Source organism: Cupriavidus necator N-1 (genome assembly GCF_000219215.1).
Lineage (GTDB): Bacteria > Pseudomonadota > Gammaproteobacteria > Burkholderiales > Burkholderiaceae > Cupriavidus > Cupriavidus necator.
The window spans coordinates 643,238-667,465 of sequence record NC_015727.1 but is presented as its reverse complement, the minus strand read 5'-3'; the positions used below and the strand labels follow the sequence as shown (position 1 = coordinate 667,465).

At 59.2% G+C, this 24,228-nt stretch carries 23 protein-coding genes and 1 pseudogene; 12 read left to right on the top strand and 12 right to left on the bottom strand.

Annotated elements, in window-relative coordinates:
* Positions 1-43: 43 nt before the first annotated feature.
* The gene (locus CNE_RS33080; RefSeq protein ID WP_013959106.1) at positions 44-1,054 is read right to left on the bottom strand and encodes a GlxA family transcriptional regulator; all 1,011 of its coding nucleotides are present in this window, start codon (positions 1,052-1,054) and stop codon (positions 44-46) included.
* Positions 1,055-1,188: 134 nt separating this feature from the next.
* Between CNE_RS33080 and CNE_RS33075 the strand changes: the two genes are divergently transcribed.
* Complete coding sequence (locus tag CNE_RS33075) at positions 1,189-1,896, top strand: DJ-1/PfpI family protein (protein ID WP_041229033.1); 708 nt, start codon at positions 1,189-1,191, stop codon at positions 1,894-1,896.
* Positions 1,897-1,983: 87 nt separating this feature from the next.
* A complete protein-coding gene (locus CNE_RS33070) occupies positions 1,984-2,685 on the top strand; it encodes a DJ-1/PfpI family protein (RefSeq protein ID WP_013959104.1) in 702 nt (233 codons plus the stop codon).
* A 193-nt stretch (positions 2,686-2,878) separates the two neighbouring features.
* Here the strand turns inward: CNE_RS33070 and CNE_RS33065 are convergent, their stop codons facing one another.
* Complete coding sequence (locus CNE_RS33065; protein ID WP_013959103.1) at positions 2,879-3,712, bottom strand: helix-turn-helix transcriptional regulator; 834 nt, start codon at positions 3,710-3,712, stop codon at positions 2,879-2,881.
* 104 nt (positions 3,713-3,816) lie between these two features.
* On the opposite strand from CNE_RS33065, the gene CNE_RS33060 reads away from it, so the two are divergent.
* On the top strand, positions 3,817-4,710 hold the full coding sequence (locus CNE_RS33060) for an SDR family oxidoreductase (protein WP_013959102.1): 894 nt from the start codon (positions 3,817-3,819) through the stop codon (positions 4,708-4,710).
* A 404-nt stretch (positions 4,711-5,114) separates the two neighbouring features.
* A complete protein-coding gene (locus CNE_RS33055; RefSeq protein WP_148271755.1) occupies positions 5,115-6,368 on the top strand; it encodes an IS256 family transposase in 1,254 nt (417 codons plus the stop codon).
* Between the two features lie 150 nt (positions 6,369-6,518).
* Here the strand turns inward: CNE_RS33055 and CNE_RS33050 are convergent, their stop codons facing one another.
* Positions 6,519-7,457, bottom strand: a complete 939-nt coding sequence (locus CNE_RS33050) for a LysR family transcriptional regulator (protein ID WP_238553216.1) — start codon at positions 7,455-7,457, stop codon at positions 6,519-6,521.
* A gap of 244 nt (positions 7,458-7,701) precedes the next feature.
* On the opposite strand from CNE_RS33050, the gene CNE_RS33045 reads away from it, so the two are divergent.
* The 3 genes from CNE_RS33045 to CNE_RS33035 are packed head-to-tail and all read left to right on the top strand — an operon-like array spanning position 7,702 to position 10,991.
* Entirely contained in the window at positions 7,702-8,052 is a 351-nt protein-coding gene (locus CNE_RS33045) for a DUF485 domain-containing protein (protein ID WP_041229032.1), read from the top strand.
* 9 nt (positions 8,053-8,061) lie between these two features.
* Complete coding sequence (locus CNE_RS33040) at positions 8,062-9,915, top strand: solute symporter family protein (protein ID WP_013959098.1); 1,854 nt, start codon at positions 8,062-8,064, stop codon at positions 9,913-9,915.
* Positions 9,916-9,935: 20 nt separating this feature from the next.
* On the top strand, positions 9,936-10,991 hold the full coding sequence (locus CNE_RS33035; protein WP_013959097.1) for a carbon-nitrogen hydrolase family protein: 1,056 nt from the start codon (positions 9,936-9,938) through the stop codon (positions 10,989-10,991).
* 389 nt (positions 10,992-11,380) lie between these two features.
* Here CNE_RS33035 and CNE_RS33030 read toward each other — a convergent pair whose 3' ends face one another.
* Positions 11,381-12,073: a transposase gene (locus CNE_RS33030; RefSeq protein WP_238553215.1), complete on the bottom strand. Its 693-nt coding sequence runs from the start codon at positions 12,071-12,073 to the stop codon at positions 11,381-11,383.
* On the opposite strand from CNE_RS33030, the gene CNE_RS33020 reads away from it, so the two are divergent.
* A protein-coding gene (locus CNE_RS33020; protein ID WP_404997158.1) for an IS3 family transposase occupies positions 12,047-13,182 on the top strand; the annotation gives its coding sequence in 2 pieces (ribosomal slippage) (positions 12,047-12,311 and positions 12,311-13,182; 1,137 coding nt in all). The genes CNE_RS33030 and CNE_RS33020 overlap by 27 nt on opposite strands.
* Positions 13,183-13,595: 413 nt before the next feature.
* Here the strand turns inward: CNE_RS33020 and CNE_RS33015 are convergent.
* Entirely contained in the window at positions 13,596-14,522 is a 927-nt protein-coding gene (locus CNE_RS33015) for a carbon-nitrogen hydrolase family protein (RefSeq protein WP_013959093.1), read from the bottom strand.
* Between the two features lie 32 nt (positions 14,523-14,554).
* Positions 14,555-16,171 (bottom strand): MFS transporter, encoded by a 1,617-nt coding sequence (locus CNE_RS33010; protein WP_013959092.1) that lies wholly within the window; start codon positions 16,169-16,171, stop codon positions 14,555-14,557.
* Between the two features lie 154 nt (positions 16,172-16,325).
* Between CNE_RS33010 and CNE_RS33005 the strand changes: the two genes are divergently transcribed.
* Together CNE_RS33005 and CNE_RS42435 are read left to right on the top strand one after the other, a co-directional pair.
* Positions 16,326-17,219: a LysR family transcriptional regulator gene (locus tag CNE_RS33005; RefSeq protein WP_041229031.1), complete on the top strand. Its 894-nt coding sequence runs from the start codon at positions 16,326-16,328 to the stop codon at positions 17,217-17,219.
* 115 nt (positions 17,220-17,334) lie between these two features.
* A complete protein-coding gene (locus CNE_RS42435) occupies positions 17,335-17,604 on the top strand; it encodes a hypothetical protein (protein WP_013959090.1) in 270 nt (89 codons plus the stop codon).
* Here CNE_RS42435 and CNE_RS42430 read toward each other — a convergent pair.
* The 3 genes from CNE_RS42430 to CNE_RS32990 all read right to left on the bottom strand — a co-directional run bounded on the left by CNE_RS42430 (position 17,579) and on the right by CNE_RS32990 (position 19,894).
* Entirely contained in the window at positions 17,579-17,836 is a 258-nt protein-coding gene (locus CNE_RS42430; RefSeq protein WP_013959089.1) for a helix-turn-helix domain-containing protein, read from the bottom strand. The genes CNE_RS42435 and CNE_RS42430 overlap by 26 nt on opposite strands.
* Positions 17,837-17,976: 140 nt before the next feature.
* On the bottom strand, positions 17,977-18,912 hold the full coding sequence (locus CNE_RS32995) for a threonine/serine dehydratase (RefSeq protein WP_041229030.1): 936 nt from the start codon (positions 18,910-18,912) through the stop codon (positions 17,977-17,979).
* Position 18,913: 1 nt separating this feature from the next.
* Complete coding sequence (locus tag CNE_RS32990) at positions 18,914-19,894, bottom strand: nitrilase-related carbon-nitrogen hydrolase (RefSeq protein WP_013959088.1); 981 nt, start codon at positions 19,892-19,894, stop codon at positions 18,914-18,916.
* 110 nt (positions 19,895-20,004) lie between these two features.
* Here CNE_RS32990 and CNE_RS32985 point away from each other — a divergent pair, with 110 nt between their 5' ends.
* Together CNE_RS32985 and CNE_RS41295 are read left to right on the top strand one after the other, a co-directional pair.
* Positions 20,005-20,730, top strand: a complete 726-nt coding sequence (locus tag CNE_RS32985) for an IclR family transcriptional regulator (protein WP_041229029.1) — start codon at positions 20,005-20,007, stop codon at positions 20,728-20,730.
* Between the two features lie 36 nt (positions 20,731-20,766).
* Positions 20,767-20,967: pseudogene (locus CNE_RS41295) on the top strand (tyrosine-type recombinase/integrase); the annotation flags it as partial.
* 603 nt (positions 20,968-21,570) lie between these two features.
* Here CNE_RS41295 and CNE_RS32980 read toward each other — a convergent pair.
* The 3 genes from CNE_RS32980 to CNE_RS32975 all read right to left on the bottom strand — a co-directional run bounded on the left by CNE_RS32980 (position 21,571) and on the right by CNE_RS32975 (position 24,224).
* Positions 21,571-22,725, bottom strand: a complete 1,155-nt coding sequence (locus CNE_RS32980; protein ID WP_013958800.1) for an IS110 family RNA-guided transposase — start codon at positions 22,723-22,725, stop codon at positions 21,571-21,573.
* Positions 22,726-22,825: 100 nt separating this feature from the next.
* The gene (locus tag CNE_RS39920; protein WP_238553214.1) at positions 22,826-23,380 is read right to left on the bottom strand and encodes a TniQ family protein; all 555 of its coding nucleotides are present in this window, start codon (positions 23,378-23,380) and stop codon (positions 22,826-22,828) included.
* Positions 23,355-24,224 (bottom strand): TniB family NTP-binding protein, encoded by an 870-nt coding sequence (locus tag CNE_RS32975; protein ID WP_013959085.1) that lies wholly within the window; start codon positions 24,222-24,224, stop codon positions 23,355-23,357. Before CNE_RS32975 ends, CNE_RS39920 begins: the two co-directional genes overlap by 26 nt.
* Positions 24,225-24,228 lie beyond the last annotated feature (4 nt).

Here is a 24,228-nt window from a genome sequence, read left to right as displayed (position 1 = left end):
TGGCGTGGACCACGGTTAATTGCTCCGAACGTCCAGTGCTGGCTCAGGACACATGTCCGAACCGATCGCGAAAATCGCTCGGACTGACTTGCTGAAAGCGTACGAACGTACGTCGCATGGTTTCTTCTGACCCAAAGCCGCAACGCGCCGCGATGCGTTTGATCGGCAGTTGCGTCTCGATGAGCATCTGTCGTGCAGCCTCGACGCGCAGTCGTTCCACGGCACGTAATGGCGTCAGTCCGGTGGACTCGCGATAGCGACGTAAAAAGGTGCGCTCACTCATGCCGGCTTCCTGCGCGAGGCGGCACAACGACAGATCGTCGGCCAGATGCTCCGCCACCCACTCATGCAACTTTGCGAAACGCTCGCCTGTTGCCTGCAGCGCCAGCGCGGCACTGAATTGCGCCTGGCCGCCGGGTCGTTTGACGAAAACCACAAGGTTGCGCGCAACGTCGAGCCCTATCGCACCACCGAGATCCGCTTCGACCAGCGCGAGCGAAAGGTCAATTCCCGCTGTGACTCCGGCGGACGTCCAGATGTTTCCGTCGCGCACAAAGATCGGATCGGAATCGACTTGCACCTGTGGATACTCGCGCGATAGCTGATCGCAATGCCGCCAGTGCGTGACTGCACGGCGTCCGTCGAGCAGGCCGGTGGCAGCCAGCAAAAACGCGCCGGTACATACCGATGCCACGCGCCGTGCGCCGGCGGCGCGAGTGGAAATCCAGTCGCGCAACGCATCGTCCTGCGCCGCCTTTGCGACGCCTCGGCCGCCGGCGATAATAAGCGTGTCAGGCGGCACGGGGTCGTTGATCAAGGGTTCGGTCACGAACGAAAGCCCCGACGTGCTCTTCACCCGGGTACCCGCGGGCGCGACAAGCCGAACTTCGTATGGCATCGCGTCACCGCTCTCTACGGCAAGTTCATTTGCCGCCGTGAAAACCTGCGCTGGCCCGGCGATGTCGAGTATCTGGACGTCCGGGAATGCCACAAGCTCGATGCGTCTCGGCAATGGCGAACGGTGTGGCGGGATTTGTGGGTTCATTGGCAACATCGCCAAACGTTAGCGCAATACATTACCCGTGTCGAGTTCGATCGTCGCCAGAAATCCGGCGATCGAGTCGGCACCAATTCGGAGGCCCCCGCGCTCGAACCGACTTCGCCCACTTTCCGCTAGCAAAGAGACTCATGCCGCACGAAGACACGCAACTCACCATCGGTTCGCTCGTATTCGATGGACTCGACCAAATCGATCTGACTGGCCCATTCGAAGTCCTATCGCGCCTGCCAGGCGCCACGCACCGGCTTTACGCGCGCACTGCCGAGCCCGTGCGTGACGTGCAGGGGTTGCGCCTGGTCCCGGACGCGACGCTGCATGACGCGCCACCGCTTGATATCCTGCACGTGCCGGGTGGCCCCGGGCAACAGGCGCTAATGCACGACCAAGTCGTGCTCGATTGGCTGCGGGCGCAGGCGGCAGGCGCGCGAAAGGTCTTCTCCGTTTGTACCGGCGCCCTGCTGCTTGGCGCTGCAGGATTGCTGCGCGACCGGCGCGCGACGACCCACTGGAACTCGTTTCATCTTCTGCCGCTGTTCGGTGCGACCCCTGTCGATGAACGAGTCGTCGTTGACGGCGACTGGATATTCGCCGCGGGTGTAACGTCCGGCATTGATGGTGCACTGCGACTCGCGGCCGAGATGTTTGGCGACGCCGTAGCACAACGCATCCAGCTCTATATGGCTTACGCGCCCGAACCACCTTTCAATAGTGGCACGCCGGAAACAGCGCCTGTCGATGTGCTCGCCGCCGCGCGCGCAGCATCGGCCGGCCTCACCGCCCAACGGGAAATCACCGCACGCGAGATCGCAATACAGCTCGGCATCGCCGTGCGCTGATGCCGATACCACACGTGCCCCATTCGTAGCCACTGGCAGGATTCCAGTTGGCTAAGATCGATCGAATCAAAATCAAAGGTGAATAATATGTCTACGACGATGACTGCTTCCACGCGCGTTGCGATGCTCGCCTACCCGAAGTTCACGGCGTTGGATCTGATCGGCCCGCATCAGATTCTTGCCAGTCTCCCCGGCGTACATGTCGACGTGGTAGGCAGGACCACCGAGCCCGTCGTGACCGACCGGCAGATCTGCATCACTCCGGCGAAGTCCTTTTCGGAGTGTGAAGCCGATTACGATATCGTCCTGGTTCCAGGCGGTATCAGCACGCATTTGATGGTCGAAGACGCCGAAACACTGGAATTCTTGGCGAGGATTGGCGAGAACGCGACCTATGTCACCAGCGTGTGTACTGGATCTGTGATCCTCGCCGCCGCTGGGTTGCTCAAGGGCTATCACGCTACTTCGCATTGGGCCTATCGCGAAATCCTCGCCGACTATGGAGCGATCCCAAGCAAGGCGCGGTTCGTAGTTGACCGAAATCGCGTGACAGGCGGCGGCGTTACCGCTGGCATCGATTTCGGGCTACAGCTCGCGGCGATTTTGCGAGGGAGTGACGTGGCCAAGATGATTCAGCTCGTCTTCGAGTATGACCCGAAGCCGCCATTCGACGCAGGGGATCCGGAAAGGGTCGCCCCGGAAGTTCTCGCAGCCGCAGTCACGCGACTCGAGCCGCTCATCGCCCCCGTTCGAGAAGCGGCCCGAAGGTATGCCGCTCGGACTGAGTAAATGCTGGTACCACGAATCGGCAGGGAAAGGGCTCGTTATCCAACTCTAACGGATCAGAATTTCAACACATCCCTGGTGTGGGCCATCAGGATTTACGGTATTCGGCTGAAGGGGACGACAGCTTGAACAGGGCGGCAGTACAAGGACAGTGAAAACAGGGGCCGGGGCCGATTCAGCATGACGTGCCGATGCATCAAGAATACGCGGCCACCAACGCTATTACCCTTTCTGCGTCTGCTTCAGTCTCAGGCGTATAGATCACCATATTCAGATCCGGCCGCCCGTCTACAGAAAATGCTGAATATTCGAGTGATAGTAAGCCGACCGTGGGGTGATTGATGGCTTTGAGCCCTTCCCCATGGTTGCAGACATCGTGTTCGCCCCACAGGGTGGCGAATTCGTGACTATCCACGCAGAGTTCTTCGACTAAGGTTCTGATCTCGATGGCAAGGGCTGCGCCGGCGCGGGCGGCATCGGCACGAAAAGTGGCGACGGCGAAGCGGGCGACGCTTTCCCAATCCGGTTGGCGGGCACGAACGGTCGGGTTGCAGAAGAGTAAGCGCAAGACGTTGCGCTGTTTGGGAGGCAGGGCGGCGTAGTCCACCAAGACGGCGGTGGCGGCATGGTTCCAGGCGATGATGTCGCGCGTGAAGGCGCGTACGACCAGAGCGGGACTGAAGGTAAGCGAATCCAATATGCGTTGCAGGGTTGGGGTAATGCCCTCGCTCGGCTGGTAGCGGGCCTCGGGAGGGCGCCCCTGAGCGAGCAGAAACAGGTGTTCGCGTTCAACGTCGGTGAGCAGCAAGGCGCGGGCAATGCGGTTGAGCACCTCGGAGGATGGCGCACCGCCTCGGCCTTGCTCGAGCCAGGTGTACCAGGTGACGCTGACGCTGGCGCGGTGGGCAACCTCTTCGCGGCGCAGGCCTGGGGTGCGACGACGAGCCGGCGAGATGCCAAAGGCGGCCGGGTCCAACTTGGCGCGGCGGTCGCGCAGGTAGGCGCCGAGCAGGTTCTCGCCGGTGGCCATCGTGATTATCCTGTTAGCCCATTTACCAGTATAAAGCCACTACTTTACCCCTATAAATCATAGAGCAAGAATGCACCTCATCTCTCAACGAGGAGGTACTTTCCATGCGTATTTTCGTGACCGGCGCAACGGGTTTCGTAGGGGCAGCCGTGGTCGATGAACTGCTGGCCGCGGGTCATCCGGTGATCGGGATGACAAGGTCGGAGGCTGGTGCGGCGTGGCTGCGTGATGTTGGTGCGACGGCGCACTTCGCCAATCTGGACGATATCGACAGCATCTTGCGCGGCGTGACGCAGGCCGACGCGATCATCCACACGGCGTTCAACCACGACTTTTCAAAGTTTGCCGAGCACAGTGCAAACGACCGCCGCGTGATCGAGGCGATGGGCGAAGCGGTGGGGGCATCGGGCAAGCCGGTGGTGATCACCTCCGGCACGGGCCTGTTGGCGCCTGGCGGTGTGACGACGGAGGATCAGGTGCCGGACATGAGTATGGCGCCGTTCCCGCGCGTAGCGACCGAAGTGGCGGCGACGGGTCTGATGGAGCGCGGAACGAACGTGTCGGTGGTCCGCCTGCCGCCCTCGGTGCACGGAGATGGTGACCACGGCTTTGTGCCGATGCTGATCGCCATAGCACGTGAGAAAGGCGTGTCGGCCTATGTTGGCGAGGGCTTGAACCATTGGCCGGCGGTGCACCGGCGGGATGCCGCCAAAGTCTTCCGGCTGGCTGCCGAGAGAGGCATCGCAGCCCGCTATCACGCGACCGCCGAAGAGGGCGTACCGTTGCGCGATATTGCCACCGTGATCGGTCGTCGTCTGGGTCTGCCGACAGTCAGCATCACGCCGGAGCAGGCAGCCGAGCACTTCGGATGGTTTGCTGGCTTCGCAGCGGTCGACAATCGGGCGTCGAGCCAGCATACGCGGCAGGTGCTGAACTGGGAGCCCAAACAGCCGAGCCTCATCGTGGACCTCGATCGACCGCGGTACTTCGCCCAATAAACGCAAATGGCCGGCCCGCACTTGGGCCGCCGACCGGAGGCTGACGACGGTCGTTGGGTTGGTCTGTTCGACGCGTCTTCCGCTACTTTTTGTGACGAGGGCGCACTGCGAGGAACGGCCGTCGTTTCCGCCGCCGCCGACCACCATTCTTACGCCTAGCTGGTATGTCGCGCGATTGGTGGAGTCTCGTAGCTTAATGGTGCCGAGAACTACCGTGCCTGCAGCTGAAAGAAGCTGCAGAGTCCTCTACGAGCCAAGAGGTTTACCAAGGCTAGACTTGCGACACGGAGAAATGATGAGCAAAGAAGGTTCCGCGACAGGCATTGTGAGCCTGTCAGATTTCTTGTGTGTTGAGGTCATGAGACGATATCGAAAGAAACGCCCTTATGACCGAAACAACAAGCATGACCAAGAAGAGCAGGAAATCGAGCGCGCCGAAGCTGTTTCCGGATGAGTTGATCGATCAACTGCTGGCTCAGGTACAGAACAAGGACGCCGAGTCGATTCTCGGTGAATCAGGCTTGGCCGGCCTGCTCAAGAAGCAGTTAGCCGAGCGTATGCTTGCCGCCGAACTGACGCACCATCTGGCCAGCGAGGCCAAGCAAGGCAAGAGCGGCAATCACCGCAACGGCAGCAGTGCAAAGACCGTCATCACGCCCAACGGCGAGCTGGAACTGGACATTCCGCGCGACCGGCAAGCCACCTTCGAGCCGCAACTGGTCGCCAAGTACCAACGCCGGCTGTCCGGCTTCGACGACCACGTAATCAGCATGTATGCACGCGGGATGAGCGTGCGTGAGATTCAGGGCCATTTGCAGGAACTGTATGGGCTGCAGGTCTCGCCTGACCTGATTTCCACCATCACCGACGAAGTGCTGGCCGAGGTCGAACAATGGCAGCAGCGCCCGCTGGAGGCGATGTACCCCATTGTCTACTTCGACGCGCTGCGCCTGAAGATCCGCGACGAAGGCACCGTCAGGAACAAGGCGGTGTACCTCGCGCTGGGCATCCGCGCCGATGGGCGCAAGGAAGTCCTCGGCCTGTGGATCGAGCAGACCGAAGGCGCCAAGTTCTGGCTCAAGGTCTTCAACGAACTGAAGAACCGCGGCCTGGAGGACATCCTGGTCGCCGTGGTCGATGGCCTGCGCGGCTTCCCCCAGGCCATCGAGGCCGTCTACCCGGCCGCGCAAATCCAGACCTGCATCGTCCACCTGATCCGCAACTCGCTCAACCTGGCGAGCTGGAAGGATCGCAAGGGCCTGGCGACCGCGCTCAAGCCGATTTACCAGGCTGCCACGGCCGACGCCGCCGCCGGCGCGCTGCAGGCGTTCGCCGCCAGCGATTGGGGCCGCAAATTCCCCACGGTGGCCGACATGTGGCGCCGCCAATGGGAACAGGTCATCCCGTTCTTCGTCTACCCGCCGGAAGTACGCAGGATCATCTACACCACTAACGCCATCGAAAGCATGCACATGCAGTTGCGCAAGATCGTCAAGAACCGAGGTCACTTTCCCAGCGACGAAGCCGCCAGCAAGCTGCTGTACCTGGCCTTGCGCAACATCGAGAAAGATTGGAAGATGCCGCCCATCACCTGGAAACAAGCGGCCAACCAGTTCGCCATTCTCTTCGGTGACCGCTTCTCCAACGCCCTACGCTGAGATTTATTTAACCGACCTCAGCACACAGAATTTCTGACACCACCGGCATTGTTCGCGGCGACAGGAATGCGAGCCCTATACATGGCAACGTCTCTGCTCTTGGTTCTGCCCATGAGCATCCCTGTCGTCGTCATCCACGCGTGTGACTCTTCACCCTCCAGTATGGATCTGCGCGCTTCGCGGGAGTGGGTAGTCCCGCGAAATCGTCTCCTGCAGGAATCTCGTAATGGCCTTGATGCGAGGCAAGTACTGCAAGTCTCGATGAACGGTCATCCAGATCGTCCTGCTCACCTTTACCTGCCCATCAAGAATCTTCACCAAGCCAAAGCGCTCTGCCTTGGCAAACGAAGGGAGCATCACAATGCCGGCTCCGGCCACCGCTGCAAACATTTGCGCAATCATGCTCGACGACTGAAACCCGACTTTGGGCCTCGTGATGGCCTCATCCAGCCACCTCACGGTGTCGAGCTGAATCAAATCATTGACGTATGTAGAGAACTGGTGGTCAGGCAAATCGGCTGGGCTTTCCGGAGTGCCATGTTTGGACAGGTAAACCGGAGATGCGTAGAGGTGCAGCGGGAACGCGCCGATGGGAATGACGTCCAAGGATTTGCCATCCGGAGGGAAGAAGCTCAGAAACACATCTGCCTCCCGCTGGTTCACATGCATCTGCTGAGTGGTCGTGACCAGTTCCACTGCGATCTTCTGGAATCGACCTGAGAATTTCACGAACTCGCCAGCCAGGTACAGAGAGGCGATCCCCTCCATGGTGCCGACTCGGACCGTTCCCGACGGCTCCTTATGGGAGCCGCCCAAGAATTCTCCAAGCGCCACCACATTGGATTCCATCGCTTCGACGTACTCGAGCAACGCCTGACCGCGAGCCGTAATGTGCAGCCCTTGGTTGTCGCGCTCGAAGACCGGTGCGTTGATCGCCTCCTCCAAGCGACTAATGTGTCGACTGATCGTCGACTGGTCGCACTTGATGCGGCGCGCGGCACCCCCAAGCGTCCCGGAACGAGCTACCTCGAGGAAGATTTTCAGGTCATTCCAGTTTGGATTGATTTGAGACATAGGCGTGAAAGTCACGGCAGGTTTTTTGCAAGCATACCTGCGAATTCAGGGAAAACCCTCTAGGCACTTTCCCTGTGCAATCCGCGCCAGATAAGGGCGAACGGTGCCTTGCAAATTTGCAAGGCACCGCGCAGAAGTTCGGCTTTTCACATCTCGCGACCCTCTCTAATCTTGGCCTGCAGCTGCCCCCCAGCCTGTCCGCGCCTCGCATCCGTAGTGTTGGATCACGAGGCACCCTCCCCAACCGTTGAGGTTCGTCATGTCCAAACAAACCGATTACCGCATGCTCTTCAACCATCCGGATTTTGGTGCGCTTGTCCGCCAGCGTCGGAGTGTTGTTGTCCGGCTATTCGTCATCAGCATGGCGTTCTTCTTCTCGTTGCCGCTGGTGTCGACGTTTGCACCGCAACTCCTTCTTATCAAGGTCACACCGTCCACTACGCTCGGCCTTTGGTACAACGTCGCGCAGTATTTCATCGGCGGCGCCATCGCATGGCGCTACGCGGTTCAACTTCGGCGTCTTGACGCAATGGCAGCGTCTCTCACTCGCGACGCCAAGCAGCCTCGGTCCACGGTCGGCGCCCTCGTTGCTCAACGCGCCATCGCCTGAGGGGCTGCCATGAGAAAACGAATCTTCTACGCTGTACCGTTTGCCGTTGCCAGTAGTGCCGCGCTAGCGGACAACCCCACGCTGGTGAGCGCCGACAACCGTGGGCTAACCTTCGGCGTCTTCGCCGTGCTTTTCCTGCTCACACTCGGAATTACATGGTTCGCCGCCCGACGCAATTCCACGGCCAGCGACTTCTACACCGCTGGCGGAGGCATCGGTCCGCGAATGAATGGGCTCGCTATTGCAGGCGACTATCTCTCTGCAGCGGCTTTCCTGGGCGTCTCCGGACTTATCGCCCTGTACGGCCTGGATGGCATCAGCTACGTGGTGGGCTTCTTTGTTTCGTTCATCCCGGTACTCATCCTCATTGCCGAGCCCTGCCGAAATCTCGGAAAATTCACCCTTGGCGACGTACTCGCGTTCCGCAACAACTTCCGAGCAACCAAGCTGGTGGTCGCCGTATCCAGCATCCTGGTCGCGCTTTTCTATATGGTGCCGCAGATTGTTGGGGGCGCCGTAATCGTACGTGCGCTAATTGGTATCCCCTACGAACTTTCGGTGATTGCGGTCGGGACCCTGATGCTGACGTACGTCCTGTTCGGCGGAATGCGCGCGACCACTTCGGTGCAGGTTCTCAAGGCAGTGCTTCTGATCACCTTCTGCCTAATTCTTGTCATCCTCTCCTGGATGCCCTACGGATTTAACATCGAATCCTTCTTCAACGGGGTTATCTCAAATGCCTCTATCCAACAATACGTTCAAGGGCTCCATGCGGGAACGTCAACGCTGAGCGTGGCCGATGCCGGTCAACGTTTGCTCGCGCCCGGCTTGTATCTGAAGAATCCCCTCGAGCAAGTTTCTCTTGGCATGGCGCTCGTGCTCGGAACAGCAGCGATGCCGCACATTTTGATGCGCTTCTTCACGGTACCCAACGCGAAGGCAGCACGGAAATCGGCGTTGTACGCGATGTTCGCCATTGGCTTGTGCCACCTTCTCATTGTCGTCATCGGGTTCTCCGCAGCACTAAACGTCGGACCCAAGGCCATTCTGGCGATGGACAAGGGGGGTAATCTTGCTGCCCCGATGCTGGCGCAGTTCTTGGGTGGTGGCCCCGACAGTCTGCTCGGCAACTTCATGCTGGCCATCGTCGCAGCTGTGTCATTCGCCACGATTGTGGCGGTGGTTGCAGGCTTAACATTGGCGGCCGCTTCGTCGCTTGCACACGACGTCTATGTGGGAGCGATCAAGAATGGGGCTGCGACCGAACGCGAGCAAGTCAGAGCTGCCCGGATAGCCACGCTACTCATGGCCGTCATCTCTGTGGTTGCCGGCATCGCTACCAAAGGCCAGAACGTCGCGCAGCTTGTTGGTTTGGGATACGCAGTCGCTGCATCCGCCAATCTTCCCGCCCTGATCTGCACGCTGTACTGGCGCCGCTGCAATACGGCGGGCGTCGTCGCCGGGGTGCTGGGTGGAACGATTCTCTCCATTGGCCTTGTGTTGATATCGCCCAACATGACCTATCCGCTTCTGCAGAAAGAGGCGGCTTTGAAGACCGTCGCAACGCTCTCTAAGCAAATCTCCGACACGCAGGACAGCGATGTCCGCCAAAAGCTGGCGGCACAGCGTGCGGTTGCACAATCCGCTGCGGACGGCATACCGGACGGTGCTCGCAGCATTGTAGGTTTGCACAAGCCGCTCATCGAACTGCGCAATCCCGGGATCATCTCCATCCCATTTGGCTTCCTTCTCGTCGTCCTGTTCTCCCTGCTTAGCCGCAGTCACTTGTCTGAATCGCGTTGGGCCGAGCTCTCCGTTCGGCGTGAAACTGGCATCGGCGCCGCCGAAGCCGTGGTGCATTAATCTCCTTGGAACGATCAATCATGACTCTCCCCATCGTCAAAGTCGCTGCCGTGCATGCAGCGCCCGTCTACATGAACGCCACCGCAACGGTTTCCAAGGCGATATCGTTCATCGAAGAAGCAGCTCGCCATGGCGCAGAACTTGTAGTGTTTCCCGAGTCCTTTATCCCAGGGTTTCCCGTTTGGGCGGCACTGTGGGCGCCGATCTACAACCACGACTGGTTCCGTCTCATGGTGTCCAACAGCATCCTGATTGACGGCCCGGAGATGGCGCAAATTCAGGCTACCGCCCGACGCAACGGCGTGTTCGTTTCCATGGGGTTTAGCGAGAGTACTGAGGCCAGCGTGGGTTGCATCTGGAACTCCAACGCCCTCATTGGGGACGACGGCACAATCCTGAATCACCATCGTAAGCTCGTCCCGACCTTCTATGAAAAAATGGTGTGGGCGCCTGGAGATGGCCACGGCCTTCGGGTGAACAATACACGTATTGGACGCATCGGCGCGCTGATTTGCGGCGAAAACACCAACCCTCTCGCCCGGTACGCTCTGGCCGCGCAGGGGGAGCAGATTCACATCTCTGCATGGCCCGCTATCTGGCCGACCCGCATGCCTGGTTCAGGTCAGAACTTCGACAATCTCGCAGCAAATCGCATCCGAGCAGGCGGCCACTCATTCGAAGCCAAGGCGTTTGGCATCCTCAACTCCGGCTTCATCGACAAGATCATGTTCGAGACGCTCGCAGCAAGTGGCGATCACCAGGCCATAGAAGTATTGGAGAACACACCTCGTGCAGCTACGCAATTCCTGGACCCAACTGGTGCAGTGATCGGAGACACGCTGCAAACGGAAGAAGGCATCGCCTACGCAACGTTCGACATCAACGCCTGCGTCGAACCCAAACAGTTCCACGACATCGTAGGTTATTACAATCGCTTCGACGTATTCAACGTCGAAATCGACCGTCGGCGCCTCACACCCGCAAGATTCACACCCGAGACGACGGTCGCTCGTCAGGGGCAACCGAGCGGTGAACGAGTCAATGTCGCCGAGACCCCGTTTGCCGATATGGTTTAACTGAACTACGGGAATCAGCGACCGGCGGACCGCGGGTCAAGCTGCGCCAGCGAGGGGATAACACCCCTCCCCGGTGAACCACCATCGCGTTACAGTGCCGCTTCCCTTCAGCCTCTTGAGCGGACGAACCTTAACCTTCACGGATGCCGGCATGGTCGCGAATCACTGCTCCTGGCCGACTTATACATCAACCATACATAGTTGAGCGGATGATCTGCTGACCGCCTTGCCAGCAAAGCGACTTCGGTACACTGGCGATGTATGCATCAGCCATCGCAATACATACAAACTCAGCAGGCCGATGGAAACACCGGCCTCTTCGTTCCCGTGCGCTGTTCTCCACCGCTGCCGGGCCTGGCCCAAACACACTGGGGCTTTGCGAGTCGGGGCTACGTAGTAGAGAACCTTGCCTGCTGCCCGATCGCCCAGATAAAGCCCGTCAGTTCCCGGGCAATAGCGGTGCAAACCTGTACCGGTAATTTGCCTCGCGCCGTCAGATGACGAAAGCGCTGACACAACCGTTTCTGAGCACTCCATGCCACCTCTTGTATTTGTGCTGTGGTGCGTTCCGCGCGACGCTGTAGGATCGCAGACTTGCGTGCCGGATGTCGATAGGTCCAAGCCGCTTCGATCAGCACCCGCCGCACATGGCTGTTGCCAGTCTTGGTGATGCCGCCTCGTCGTTCAGGCTTGCCGCTGGAATGCTCGCTTGGCACCAGCCCCAGATACGCCATCAATTGCGGCGCGTCGTCGAAGCGTCGCAGGTCGCCAAGCTCGGCCACTACGGTCACGGCAGCAATCAAGCTAATGCCGCGCAGGGCCATCAAAGCCTCCATGACAGGCCAGACGGGGCTGTCTTGCACCGCGCGTTCGATCTCTTGCTCCAGGCTTGCCACATGTTGGTTGCAAGCCCGAATGGTGTCGATGTATTCGTGCAGCACGATCTGCTGCACCGGGTGGGCGAACAGAGGTGGCGGCGGAAATTCGGACAGTCGGCTAAGTGGAAAAGCAGGGGCCTGAGCCGGCCATAATGGCGGGCATAAAGGACCCAGAAGATGACGAAACGAAGCAGACGGACCCACTCGGCGACCTTCAAGGCCAAGGTGGCCATGGCCGCGCTCAAGGGCGACAAGACGCTGGCGGAGCTGGCCCAGCAGTATGACGTGCACCCGAGCCAGATCACGGAGTGGAAGCAGCAGTTGGCGGAGCATGCCGTGGACGTGTTCGGCAGCAAAACCAAGACTGCGGCCGAGCCGCCGGTGGACGTGAAGGCGCTACATGCAAAGATCGGCCAGTTGACGCTGGAGAATGATTTTTTAGAAAGCGCGCTCAGCAAGGCGGGATTGCTGAGCGGAAAGCGATGATTGACCGCGAGCACCCGCTGCCGGTGAGCCGCCAGGTCAAGCTGGTAGGCATTGCTCGATCGAGCGCCTACTACCAGCCGCGCCCGGTCAGCGACGCGGATTTGAAGCTGATGCGCCGGATCGACGAACTGCATCTGGAGCATCCCTTCGCAGGCGCACGCATGCTGGCCCGCCTGTTGCGGCGAGAGGGCATCCAGGTCGGCCGCCGGCACGTGGGCACGCTGATGAAGCGAATGGGCATCGAGGCGCTGTATCGCCGGCCGAACACGAGCCGCAAGCACGCGGCGCACAAGATCTGGCCGTACCTGCTGCGCGAACGGAAGATCGACCGGGCCAACCAAGTGTGGGCGCTGGACACGACCTACATCCCGATGGCGCGCGGCTTTGTGTACCTGACGGCTGTGGTGGACTGGGCCAGCCGCCGGGTGCTGGCCTACCGGGTGGCGATCACGCTGGAGAGCTGTCATGCCGTCGAGGCAATCGAGGAAGCCTTTGCCAAGTACGGCGCGCCGGAGATCGTCAACACCGACCAGGGCAGCCAGTTCACCGCCACGGAGTTCACGGACGCCGTGCTCGACCGCGGCATCCAACTGTCGATGGACGGCAAGGGCAGTTGGCGCGACAACGTGTTCGTCGAACGCCTTTGGCGCAGCGTCAAATACGAGGAGGTCTACCTGAAAGCCTACGACTCGGTCAGCCATGCGCGCCGCTCTATCGCTAACTACCTGACCTGGTACAACCAAGGACGGCCCCATTCCAGTCTGGCGCACCAGACCCCGGATGAGGCATACTTCGCCGCGCTGCCAGCGATCAAATCGGCAGCCTGACTGCCCCAGCGCTTCCACTTAAAAATCCGGATTCCCTGTCCGAACAAACGGCGCCACCTCTTTCCGCGCGTCAGACTTCGACGGCAAAACAACGATCTACAAGACTTCACGTCGCACGCGGATAACGAGCCGGGTTCGTCTTCATGAATTCGTACCCTTGTCGAGCAGCGATTCAGTTTCCCGGGCGAACCAACCCGCGTTGTCGGTATCCCCCTGTCCGTAGCTGTGTGAGTTCCTGGCGCTCGGGGCTGGTTAGGCCTTTACGAGTATGCCTACGTCGCACTCGGCCTGGGCACCCCGGTTGTCAATGGTTTTAGCCGTGTGTTCGAATTCCTTGGCCAGATCTTCAGGGCGGCCACCGGCGTGGACCAGAGGTTAACCATTTGCTAACGGTAGCGTCCTCGCTGCAAGGATCAGAAGACCACTGCCTCCTTCGGCTGCCGATCGACTTGCAATGAGAAGACGTCTGGTCGCGCATAATGTCCAACAGGATCGAAGTCGAGTTTGCTCTTCGTCAGCATATCGCGGTCAAGTTCGGCCACCAGAATCGCGCACTCGTCGTAGACCGGTCCAGCCAGAACCTCGCCCAGCGGACCGACGATGACACTGGCGCCACGCATGACGACGTCTTCTGGCTTGTCGCCAATGATGCCCCGCCAATTCGCTCCGAATGCACCGCGCGTGATGACTTGCCCCGCACTGAGCACGTAGCAGCGGCCTTCCATCGCGATGTGCTGCATCGTCGGCAGCCAAGTAGCGCGGTCATCGGCCGTGGGAGCGCAGTAGATTTCCACGCCCTGCGCATACTGGCTCATCCGCATGGCGGGCATGTAGTTCTCCCAGCAGATCACAGCGCCTACTCGGCCAAGAGGAGTGGTCATCACATCAAGGGTCGATCCGTCGCCAAAACCCCATACAAGTCGCTCGGCACCGGTGGGCATGAGCTTGCGCCGCTTGCCGATCAGACCACGCTGCGGATCGATGAACACGACCGTGCAATACAGCGTCGCACCCAGACGCTCGATGATGCCGAGAACGACGAAGATCCCGTTTTCTCGGGCAGCCGCCTGTACAGTTTTCAGTTCGGGGCCGTCGAGTTCCACCGCGCCATCGACGTAGCGCAAGTATGCGTCACGCCCGGCCGGCAAACGGCGGCCAATCGGCGCATCAAACGTCAGCCCCTTGGGATACGTTCCGAGAAAGGCTTCAGGGAAGAGCACCAGTTCAGCGCCACGCGCGGCTGCTTGGCCGATCAATAGGCAGGTTTTTTCTGCGGTGGCTGCAGCATCGAAAGGTACGCTGCTATCCTGAACGACGGCGACTTTGACTTTGGACTTCATGAAAATTCTCCTTGAGTGATCACTGGGAGCGCTCAATGCACGTCGTAGTCTTTGGTCTCAGGCACGATGAAGATGCCGATCAGTGCCGTGGCGGCCGCAATTGCGACGGGATACCACAATCCAGCAAACATATTTCCCGTATAGATAACGAGTGCCGAAGCGGCAAACGGTAGAAAGCCGCCGAGGATGCCGACGCCTACGTGGTACGGCAGGGACAACGAAGTCGAACGGATCGACGCCGGGAACATCTCCACCATGAACGCGGCCATCGGCCCATAGACCATTCCCACCAGCGCGAGCAGCCACGCCACAATTGCTACCGCTCCGGCGAAGTTGACCGATTCGGAATTGACCTTGGGGTCAAAACCAGCGTTCGTCAGCGTCGCCTTAAATTGGACCTCGTCGAAGCCTTTCAGCATGGTCTGGCCGATGGTGGTTACGACCGCAGTGCCGACTTCCGTCTTTTCGAAGGCATAGCTCAGGCCGTTGCGACTGAAAAAGTTGCGCGCTTTGTCGCAGTCCGTGGCAGGTTTGGCAAACAGTGAGAACGTGCAATCGGAGCCACCACGGATGGTGATCGGAGTAGCGGCGGAAAATTGCGTAAGAGCGGGATTTGTGAACTTGGCCAAAGCGTGGAACGAAGGCATCAGCGTCAACGCGCCCAGCACCATCCCCGCGATCATGATCGGCTTGCGGCCTATCTTGTCTGACAGCGCGCCAAACAGCACAATCAGCGGCGTCCCCAGCACCAGGCCCACAGCGAAAATCATGTAGCTGGTTTTGTAGTCCACCTGCAATGCGCTTTGCATGAAAAACAGTGCATAGAACTGTGCCGTGTACCAGACGACCGTCATGCCAGTGGTGATGCCAAACAAAGTGATCAGCACACGTTTAAGGTTTGCCCAATTGCCGAAAGCTTCGCGGATCGGCTGCTTGGAAACCAGCCCTTCCGATTTCATCTTCTCGAATACCGGCGACTCCTCAAGCGTCATGCGAATCCACACCGACACTGCAAGCAAGACCACCGACGTCAGGAACGGGATGCGCCAACCCCACTGCTTGAATGCTTCCTCGCCCACAGCCATGCGGCAGCCGAGGATCACCAGCAGCGACAGCAAGAAGCCGAACGTGGCTGTGGTTTGCAACCAACTCGTTGCCCTGCCTCGTTGGCCGTGAGGCGCGTGCTCGGCAACGTAAGTGGCTGCGCCACCATATTCGCCGCCCACCGCCAGCCCCTGCGCTAGACGCATGGTGACCAATAGGATCGGAGCCCAGATGCCTACCTGAGCGTAGGTTGGCAATAAGCCAACCACGACCGTCGCAATACCCATGATGATCATCGTGATCAGGAATGACTTCTTTCGCCCGATGCGGTCGCCAAGGGAGCCAAACAGCAGCGCACCCAGCGGGCGCACGGCAAAACCTGCGCCAAAGGCCGCGAGACTGGCCAGAAACGCTGCGGTTTCATTGCCAGGCGGGAAAAACAGCGCGCTAAAAAACACTGCCAGCGCACCGTAGAGGTAGAAGTCGAACCACTCGAAAACAGTGCCCAGTGCTGCCGCGATCACCACTAGACGAGTTTTGGACCGGTCAGCATGCGTGGCCTGCGGAGCCGCGGAGGCAGAGACGAAATGGGAGCTAGTTTTCAAAATGTCTCCTTATGTCGAGTCGTTGGAATCTTGGTTTGCTGCATTACTACATTGCCTTGTGGACGCCAATTTTTATGCCGCTCACATGTTCTGTCTATGTAAACAAGTAGAACACCGTGTTCTAATAACCTGCACACCATTTGGACGGCACGCCATGCAAATCGCTACCTACCGCTACTTCCTTGCGGTCGCTGAAACCGGCTCGATCCGGCGGGGCGCCGAGCAGGCGCACATCAGCCCGTCCGCCATCAGCAGGCAAATACAGCTTCTTGAACATGCGTTTCAAGCGCCTCTGTTTGAGCGTAACCAGACGGGCATGGTGCTTACGGAAGAAGGCCGCATCGTGGCCGAGCAGATGCGCAGCAGCCTGCGCGACATGGAACTTGCGCGTGCGCGCATTGATGAACTGCATGGACTGGTACGCGGCTGTGTGAGCTTCGCTTCGATCGAAGGTGTAATGGCGGCCTGGCTGCTGCCTGCAATCTCGCAATTTCGCGCCGAACATCCAGGCATCACGTTTCAAGCGCAAGTCACCGGGTCCGAGCACGTGCTCCGGCTGGTCCAGGGCGGTGCGGTTGATTTCGGTGTTGCTCTGGCACCGGACGAGCACGAGCCAGACTTGCAGATCGTGCGCCGCTTTGTCACACGCTACGTGGTGGCCGTGGCACCAATCCATGAATTGGCGAAGCACAGGAGCATTACCTTGAGAACGCTGCTTTTGCTGCCACTGGCACTGCTCGATTCGCGCTTTGAGACACGGCGCTGGCTCAACCACGTAGCGATGCGCCAGCATCTGCCACTGCAGGCAGCCATCGATCTGGATCACATTGAGAGCATCAAGCGTGCTGTGCGGGGTGGCGCCGTAGCCACCGTACTCCCCGACTATGCGGTTTCGGCTGATGCAGCTAGCGGTGATTTGGTAATGATCGAGTTGGAAGGAGCCTCGGCTGCAAGGACAGCAACGGTGCTATGTACCCGTAAAGGTAGGGTGCAAACACGCGCAGCGCAGGCGGTCATCGACTTGCTCGCACGTTCCGCGCCAGCATGATCGGCCGAAGCACAAGAGCCTTCGCCGACAGGTCGCGACGACCTGAGCCAGATTGGGTATTCCAAGGCCTGCTCAGAGTCGAACCAGGCGGTGTGCGCATGGGGCGAGTCACTAGATGGAGGCCGTCGCGCGCTGGATCGACTTCGTCGTTGGTGAACACGAGTTGCACGTCTTCTTCGGGGAACTCGCGCAGGAAGCCAGGAACTATAGGATGAATCATGGACGCTGCGTAAGCCGTGAGCGCAGCAACACTGACGCGGCCCCGCGACTCGGCGTCCAGTTGGCCGGTCGCAACTACAGCACCCATGGCCGCGTTCACCATGTCTCGTCAATGCTGGCAAACTTCAAAGGCGTTCCAATCAACGCACGCCCAGTGTTTTCTTGAGGCGCTTGATCTGACGGCTGACCGTGGACGGCGTACGCCCGAGTTGGCGCGCGGCCACTGAAAAGTTGCCCGCTTCCACGACACGCGCGAAGGCCGCACGATCGACAGACGCGCCAAGTGTAGGTGGAGATTCATGTGTGGCGAATCCGCGCGGGCGGGCGGCGAAGTGTGCATCGGAGACATTGAGACGCTCCGGTGCTGGTCTTCTGCAGACGCCTCGTTCAGAACGCATATCGCCCCTCGGACAGCAGCGGTTAAAACAGACCCGTCTGCGCCGACCATCATTCAGCGACAATTGTCAGGAAGGGGTGACAGCCATCGGATAACTCCCGACAGTCACCCCCGGTCGACCCGCCATGACCGGCCTGGATCTCACTTTCCGCTTCCGATAGCGCATGGATCGGCATTCCCACCACAGATGATGATGACGATGCTCTCCCCAGGTTTTCGTTTATAGGCTCCAGACGTTACCGCCGCAAAAGCGACTGCGCCTCCGGGTTCCGCGACGATTCTGTACTCAGCCCACAGGAAAGCCTGAGCATCGCGAATTTGCTCGTCTGATACCAATACCGATTCGCTGACCCGTTCTTGCAAGATAGGGAACGCTATGTCACCAACACGCCGGCATCCCAGAGAGTCAGCAGCCAGCCCACCGGTCTCTACATCGACCGGATGCCCAGCGCTCAATGCCCTCTCCAACGTGGGGCACGATCTCGGCTCGACCGAAACGATCTTAATCCGAGGATCCAGGTATGACGCGATCCCTGCGGCGAAGCCTCCGCCACCAACAGCAACCATTACGGTATCAATCTTCTCGATTTGCTGTTCGAGTTCCAATCCAATCGTGCCTTGACCTGCGATGGTTAGGAGATGTTCGAACGCAGGTACTTGCATCGCACCAGTTTCGGCTGCTCGTGCCTCACTCGCTGCCAGTGCCTCCACATACGTGGAGCCGGCCACTACCGTCGTGGCACCCATGCTATCCAACATGGCGCGCTTGAGCGGTGTCGTTAGACTGGGTACGTATATTTCCGCTTTTGTGCCGAGCTTGCGGGCTGCATACGCGACAGCGATACCGTGATTGCCACCGGACGCGGCGATAACTCCTGCTGCTGGTAACGGTTCACCTAACAGCCTGTTGAAAGCCCCCCGTGGCTTGAAGGAGCCGGTCACTTGCAACGACTCGAGCTTCAGGAAAGTGTTTCCAGGAACACTGCCGTCTTGCGGCTCGACCTGAAGGATCGGTGTGACTCTCACGTAGGGTGAGATTCGAGAAGCCGCACGTTGGATATCGTCACGCGTGATCATGTTATGAATTCTCCTGTGCAAGGGGAACCGCCGAAGTCGCAGAAATCGTGACCGATTGGCGTGCTCGTTCGTCGACAGAGAGTTGAAAAATATCTGGACGCGCATAGTGACCGGTCACATCCAGATCGAATTTCCCGCGCAAGACATCATCTAGATTGACTTCGGCAGTGAGGATCGCCTCTTCGTCGAAGATCGGTCCAGCGATTATCTCCCCGAACGGGTTGATGATGCAGCTTCCGCCCGCCTGCAAGATCAATTCGGGATCGTCTCCGAGTTGGCACGGGTAAGTATCCGCAAAGTGGCGGCGTTTCAAAAATTGATTGCACGCAAGGACGTAGCACCTTCCTTCGACAGCGATATGTTGCATAGAGGCGATCCAGCTAGGTCTGGGATCCGCTGTCGGCGCACAATAGATTTGGATGCCCTTCGCATACATGGCTGCACGCATAAGAGGCATGTAGTTCTCCCAACAAATGACCGCACCAATGTTTCCAATGGGGGTCTGGAAGACTGGCATGGTTGAACCATCACCAAATCCCCATATCATCCGTTCCGCGCCGGTCGGCATCAGCTTGCGGTGCTTGCCCATGAACTTACCGAACGGATCAAAAAACAGGACACAGCAATACAGGGTGCCACCTTCTCGTTCGATGACACCGATGACCAGATAAACCGAATGCTTCCTTGCGATCTCGGAAAGTACAGTGACAGCTGGCCCGGGGACGTCAATCGCTGCCTCCCAATACTTGCGCCAGGCATCGCGCCCCTCGGCAGTCCGCCCGCCAACGTAAGAGCCGAATAGATGGCCTTTGGGATATCCGCCGAGAAATGCTTCCGGGAACACCACAAGCTGCGCGCCGCGCGTGACGGAAGACGCTACGAGTTCGTCGACTCTTGCGAGGGTTCCGGATACGTCGAAAGGAACGGGAGTCCCCTGCACCACCGCCGCAGTAAAGGGCGAAAAGTTACTGTTGGATTTCATATCTGGCCTTGTGTATCAATATCGGACAATGTAGAATCACTGTTAGACAACAGTATAGGCGCAACCAATCCGGTTGCAAGCGCTCAATTGGCATAACGAGGGTAAATCCGATGTCGGAAGCGGCAACAATTAGCAGCGTGAGTCATGCGATTCGCCTTGTCGAACTACTCGCGCGGGCGTCGACAGCCATGTCGGTGAGTGAGTTAGCGAGGTCGCTCGACTTGCCGCGTCCCACTGTCTATCGACTGCTGAGAACCCTTCAGTCCTTCAACTGGACGGTGCAAGATGGGACAAAGTACAGATTGAGCTATCGTTTGCCAGGACTGATCGCTACGCCTGATGACATCAGTGCGCTGGTAGACCGCATCAAACCGCGGCTGTCCCGGCTGGCTGCCGAAACAAACGAAACGGTGCACTTTGCGGTCGCCGAAGGCGACCAGGTTGTGTATTTGGCCAAGGTCGATTCGTCCCACCCTATTCGCATGTTCTCTTACGTGGGATGGCAAGGGCCGATGCATGCGACCGCTGTAGGGAAGGCGCTTCTTGCGTGGCCGACGCTATCCCCGGCGGTAGACAGAATCTGCGATGCAGGCCTGCACCGCTATACCGCGCGGACGATCGTCGATAAAAATTCGCTTCTGGCGGAGCTTGAACGGACACGCGCCCGCGGATATGCGGTTGATGACGAGGAACTCATTGAAGGATTGGTTTGCATCGCAGCCCCTGTATTTGAGGGCGATCATGTTGTAGGGGCTATTTCGGTGGCTGGACCAAGTAGTCGAATGCATGACGTTGAAGCGTATGCATCATTGCTTCTGGCCTGCGCTGCCGAGTGAGGTTGGGAGCCACGCTTCCCTGTTGGCTCTGGAGCCGCGCAGTCCGACGTGCTGGCCATAGCGTCGGCACACTGACTGCGGCATACGGTGGGCTCGCACATGAGCGACCAGCAGGTGGACCTGCGCCACGTGCGCGACAACCTTGGCCACGCGTCGATCGCCACCACCAGCATCTACCTGCATACCGAAGACGATGCGCGGCACGAGGCGACAGAGGACAAGCACCGCATTGGCTGGACTCACAAGGGCATAGGGCGGCCGCCCGCGACTCCTCCGATGACAGCAAGCAGCAGGAAATCCTATTTATACTTTCACGAAAGTGAAATTTTGCCCAAGTGTTCTTGCTCGCCTGACCGCGGCGAGACGTCACCGGACGCCGCCTCCTCGCTTACCGGCCACATAGCTTGTAGATTTTCTAGTGTCGGCGGTTAGTTGCGTTTTCTCGCCATGGCGCGAGGTTATTGCGGCTGTTGAAGAACAAGGTTCGTGCGAGCCAGGCTCAACATTCATGCGAGCTGTTGCAGATCGCTTCTATGGGGAATAGTTTGTCAAGTGGCGACAAGCTTTCTACAAAGATTCAGATCATAAAGAGTCCTCGAGGTCGGGCTGCGTGGGCTCGACTAACGTAAGGGGGAGACGGCTGGTGCGCACGTGAGACATCGACGTCTCACCAACTTCTATCCGCCGGTAGTACCGGCCTCATCCTTTATGCGCGTGGCGCCGGATAGTGCAATCCGGGAGATGTGCCCCATCTAATTATCGGCCGCGCTCAGCAGGCCAGCGATCTGCGCGGGCACAACTCATCTCACCCTCGATTGTTTTGCGACATCGCAACTGATGTCATGCCAGTTTGAACTGGGCCCCGTCGGGAATGATGCCTTCCGTTAGGTAACGCCATAGTGCAATCACGAGGCGCCTGGCGAGCGCGACGATGGCAATGCGGCGGGCACGGCGGTTGGGCCCGGTACCTTGGGTGCGTTCGTTGAACCATCGTGTAAGCGCACTGCCAGGCTGGTATCGGAGCCAGCCCCAAGCCATCTCGATAAGCTGAACCCGTACCCGTCGATTGCCTTGCTTGCTAATACCCTGATCGACCCGGCTCTGGCCGCTGTCGTAGGGCTGGGGCACGAGTCCTACGCACGCGCCGAGCTGTCGGCGGTTGCGGAACTGCCGCCAGAACAGTTCGAGCATAAGACGCGATGCACCAATGTCACCCACTCCCCTCAAGCGCTTGAGCCAGGTGATTCGCTCACGTACCGGCTCGGGTAGGCGGTCATGAAGAGTACGCTGGAGATCCTTGAGTTGCTGCTCGGCGAGTTCCAGGCGATGCGATTCACGCAGCAACCGTTCGCGCAGTTCGTCTGGCAACGGCGAGCCGTCGTGGCAGGTCAGTTCGCCGCGAGCGAGCCGCTTGGCGAATGCACGGTGGTCAACCTCGTCCCAACAGCCAACGGTAACAAGCAGTTTGCGCATGCGGTCGCGGTGCTGCATGACTTCCTTCTGCAGTTGTCCGCGATCGCGAATCAGATGACGCGACGCTTCATCCTGCAGAGAGGGCGCACGCACCACCCGCATACGGTCTCGCTCGCCATGTAGCCATGCACGTAGATTGGTGACGAGCTTGATTGCATCGAGGCGGTCCGTCTTCGCACGCCGCTTGTGGCGCTCCACCGGGATGCTCGCGGCATCGACCATATAACAGTCGATGCCGCGCGAGCGCAGCGACCGAAGGATCCAGAATCCGTCCTGTCCAGCTTCGTAGCTCACGACCACACGCACATGCGAAGGCAGCGACCACTTGCGCTTTTGCTGCTCGATCAGATCAAGCACGGCCTGCAGTCGAGAAGCGGCTTGTAGAGCACCGACCGAGTGAACCGCGGGTTGCTCCCTGAATCCGTCGTGAAGTGCAACCTTCCATTGTGCGGCCGACAGTTCGAGAGATACCGCCAGGATGGCGTCTTCAGCATGTAGTTCGGTAGCGTGATCGGCGTTCATGATGCCCTCCATTGAGCGAGCTCGTGCCCCATCAATCCTACTGCTAGCCGTCTTGGCGATTCTTCCCCTACATAGGATCTAATTCTGCGAATGGTGAGCATTAATACTGCGACCGTGGCGTGCCAAAGGGGGGGCTTCCTACCGGTTCGCGATCCCGCGCGTACCGCTTCCCTACCCAACGGATCACTGCACTGAGATTTTTGAGCTGATGTAATCTGAACGATGAGATGACCTGGAAGCGGTGAACGTGAATTTCACAGGCCATTGCCACCGGATTCAGCCACTCACGTTTCCAGCGAGGCGCAAAGACATCGAAGGGATTCAGAGCGAGGCACTCGAAGCAGAACGGGAGGCCGCTGCGTTCGGACACCCATGCTGCTGGCGTTTGGATCGCCACTAGTCTGTCGATGTTAACGTGTGTCAAAGCTGCGAGACGGGCAAGCACCAGTTCATCAACCGGCGGAAACAGCAGCCATCCACAGCGGGGCAAGTATGGGAATGCCCCAAGGTGCCCACTCGCCCATAACTGGGGGACGCTGATTCGATACGTTGCTGCCAAGCGCCCCAGCCAGCCGCCAAAGGCCTCGTCGTCAAACGGACGTGGCGCCACCGGCCAAGGTCTCACACGCTCAGCACAGGAGACCTCTCGCTGCATTCTCGATGTGGCCAACTTCGATCACCTCTCTGCCGTCGCGAATGGCGAGTTCAGTCGCGACATTGAGCACCCGCGATACCTCCCCGGTTAGCCCGCCGCTCGCCGCCAGGATCGCCCGAACCATCTCTTGCCGCGCTAGGTTCGACGGCCGTCGAAGGGGCAGAATTCGTTCAAAGGCAGCAAGGAGGCATCGGAAGGCCTCTGATTCGTTCCACCTGGGAATTTCGAAGCGTGTGAACCGGCTCACCATCTGCGGATCCGTTTGCAACGCAATCACGGCGTCTTGGGTGCCAACGAGGACGATGGAGATTCTCAAATCATTCGCCAGAAACTTCAGCAGATTCAAGGATGCCCGCTGTTCCCGGTAGCTTCCTGCCAGCAAGTGATGGACCTCATCAACAATCAGCATCCGCGGCGCTACCTTCCGAAGAAGCTCTCGGGTCAGCTTCTCGAGCGCGGAAAGCCGGGCTGTAGCATTGAAAGGCGCCCCCAGCTCGAAAAGCAGTGACGCATAGAATCGCTGCTGATCAGGTGTCGGCGGCATCTGCATGGCGACAATCTTGCACATCTCAACGCCCTTCTGCTCGTCATACTCGGGCGGATGATGACGCTGAAACTTGGAGATGATCTGCGTCTTTCCGATATTGGAGTCTCCGTGCAGTAACAGGCATGGCATACGCTCGCGCTCAGGTGTCTGGATGAGTCGTTCAAGAATCTCCAGCGCCTGCGTGGCACGCGGGTAGTCGATCCATCGGTTACGGGCTAGTCCTCGAATCCGGACATTGTCATCGCATTGTGCCAGCGGTCTGGCAGTAGGCAGCAGATGTGTGAGTAGCGCGCCCATTACG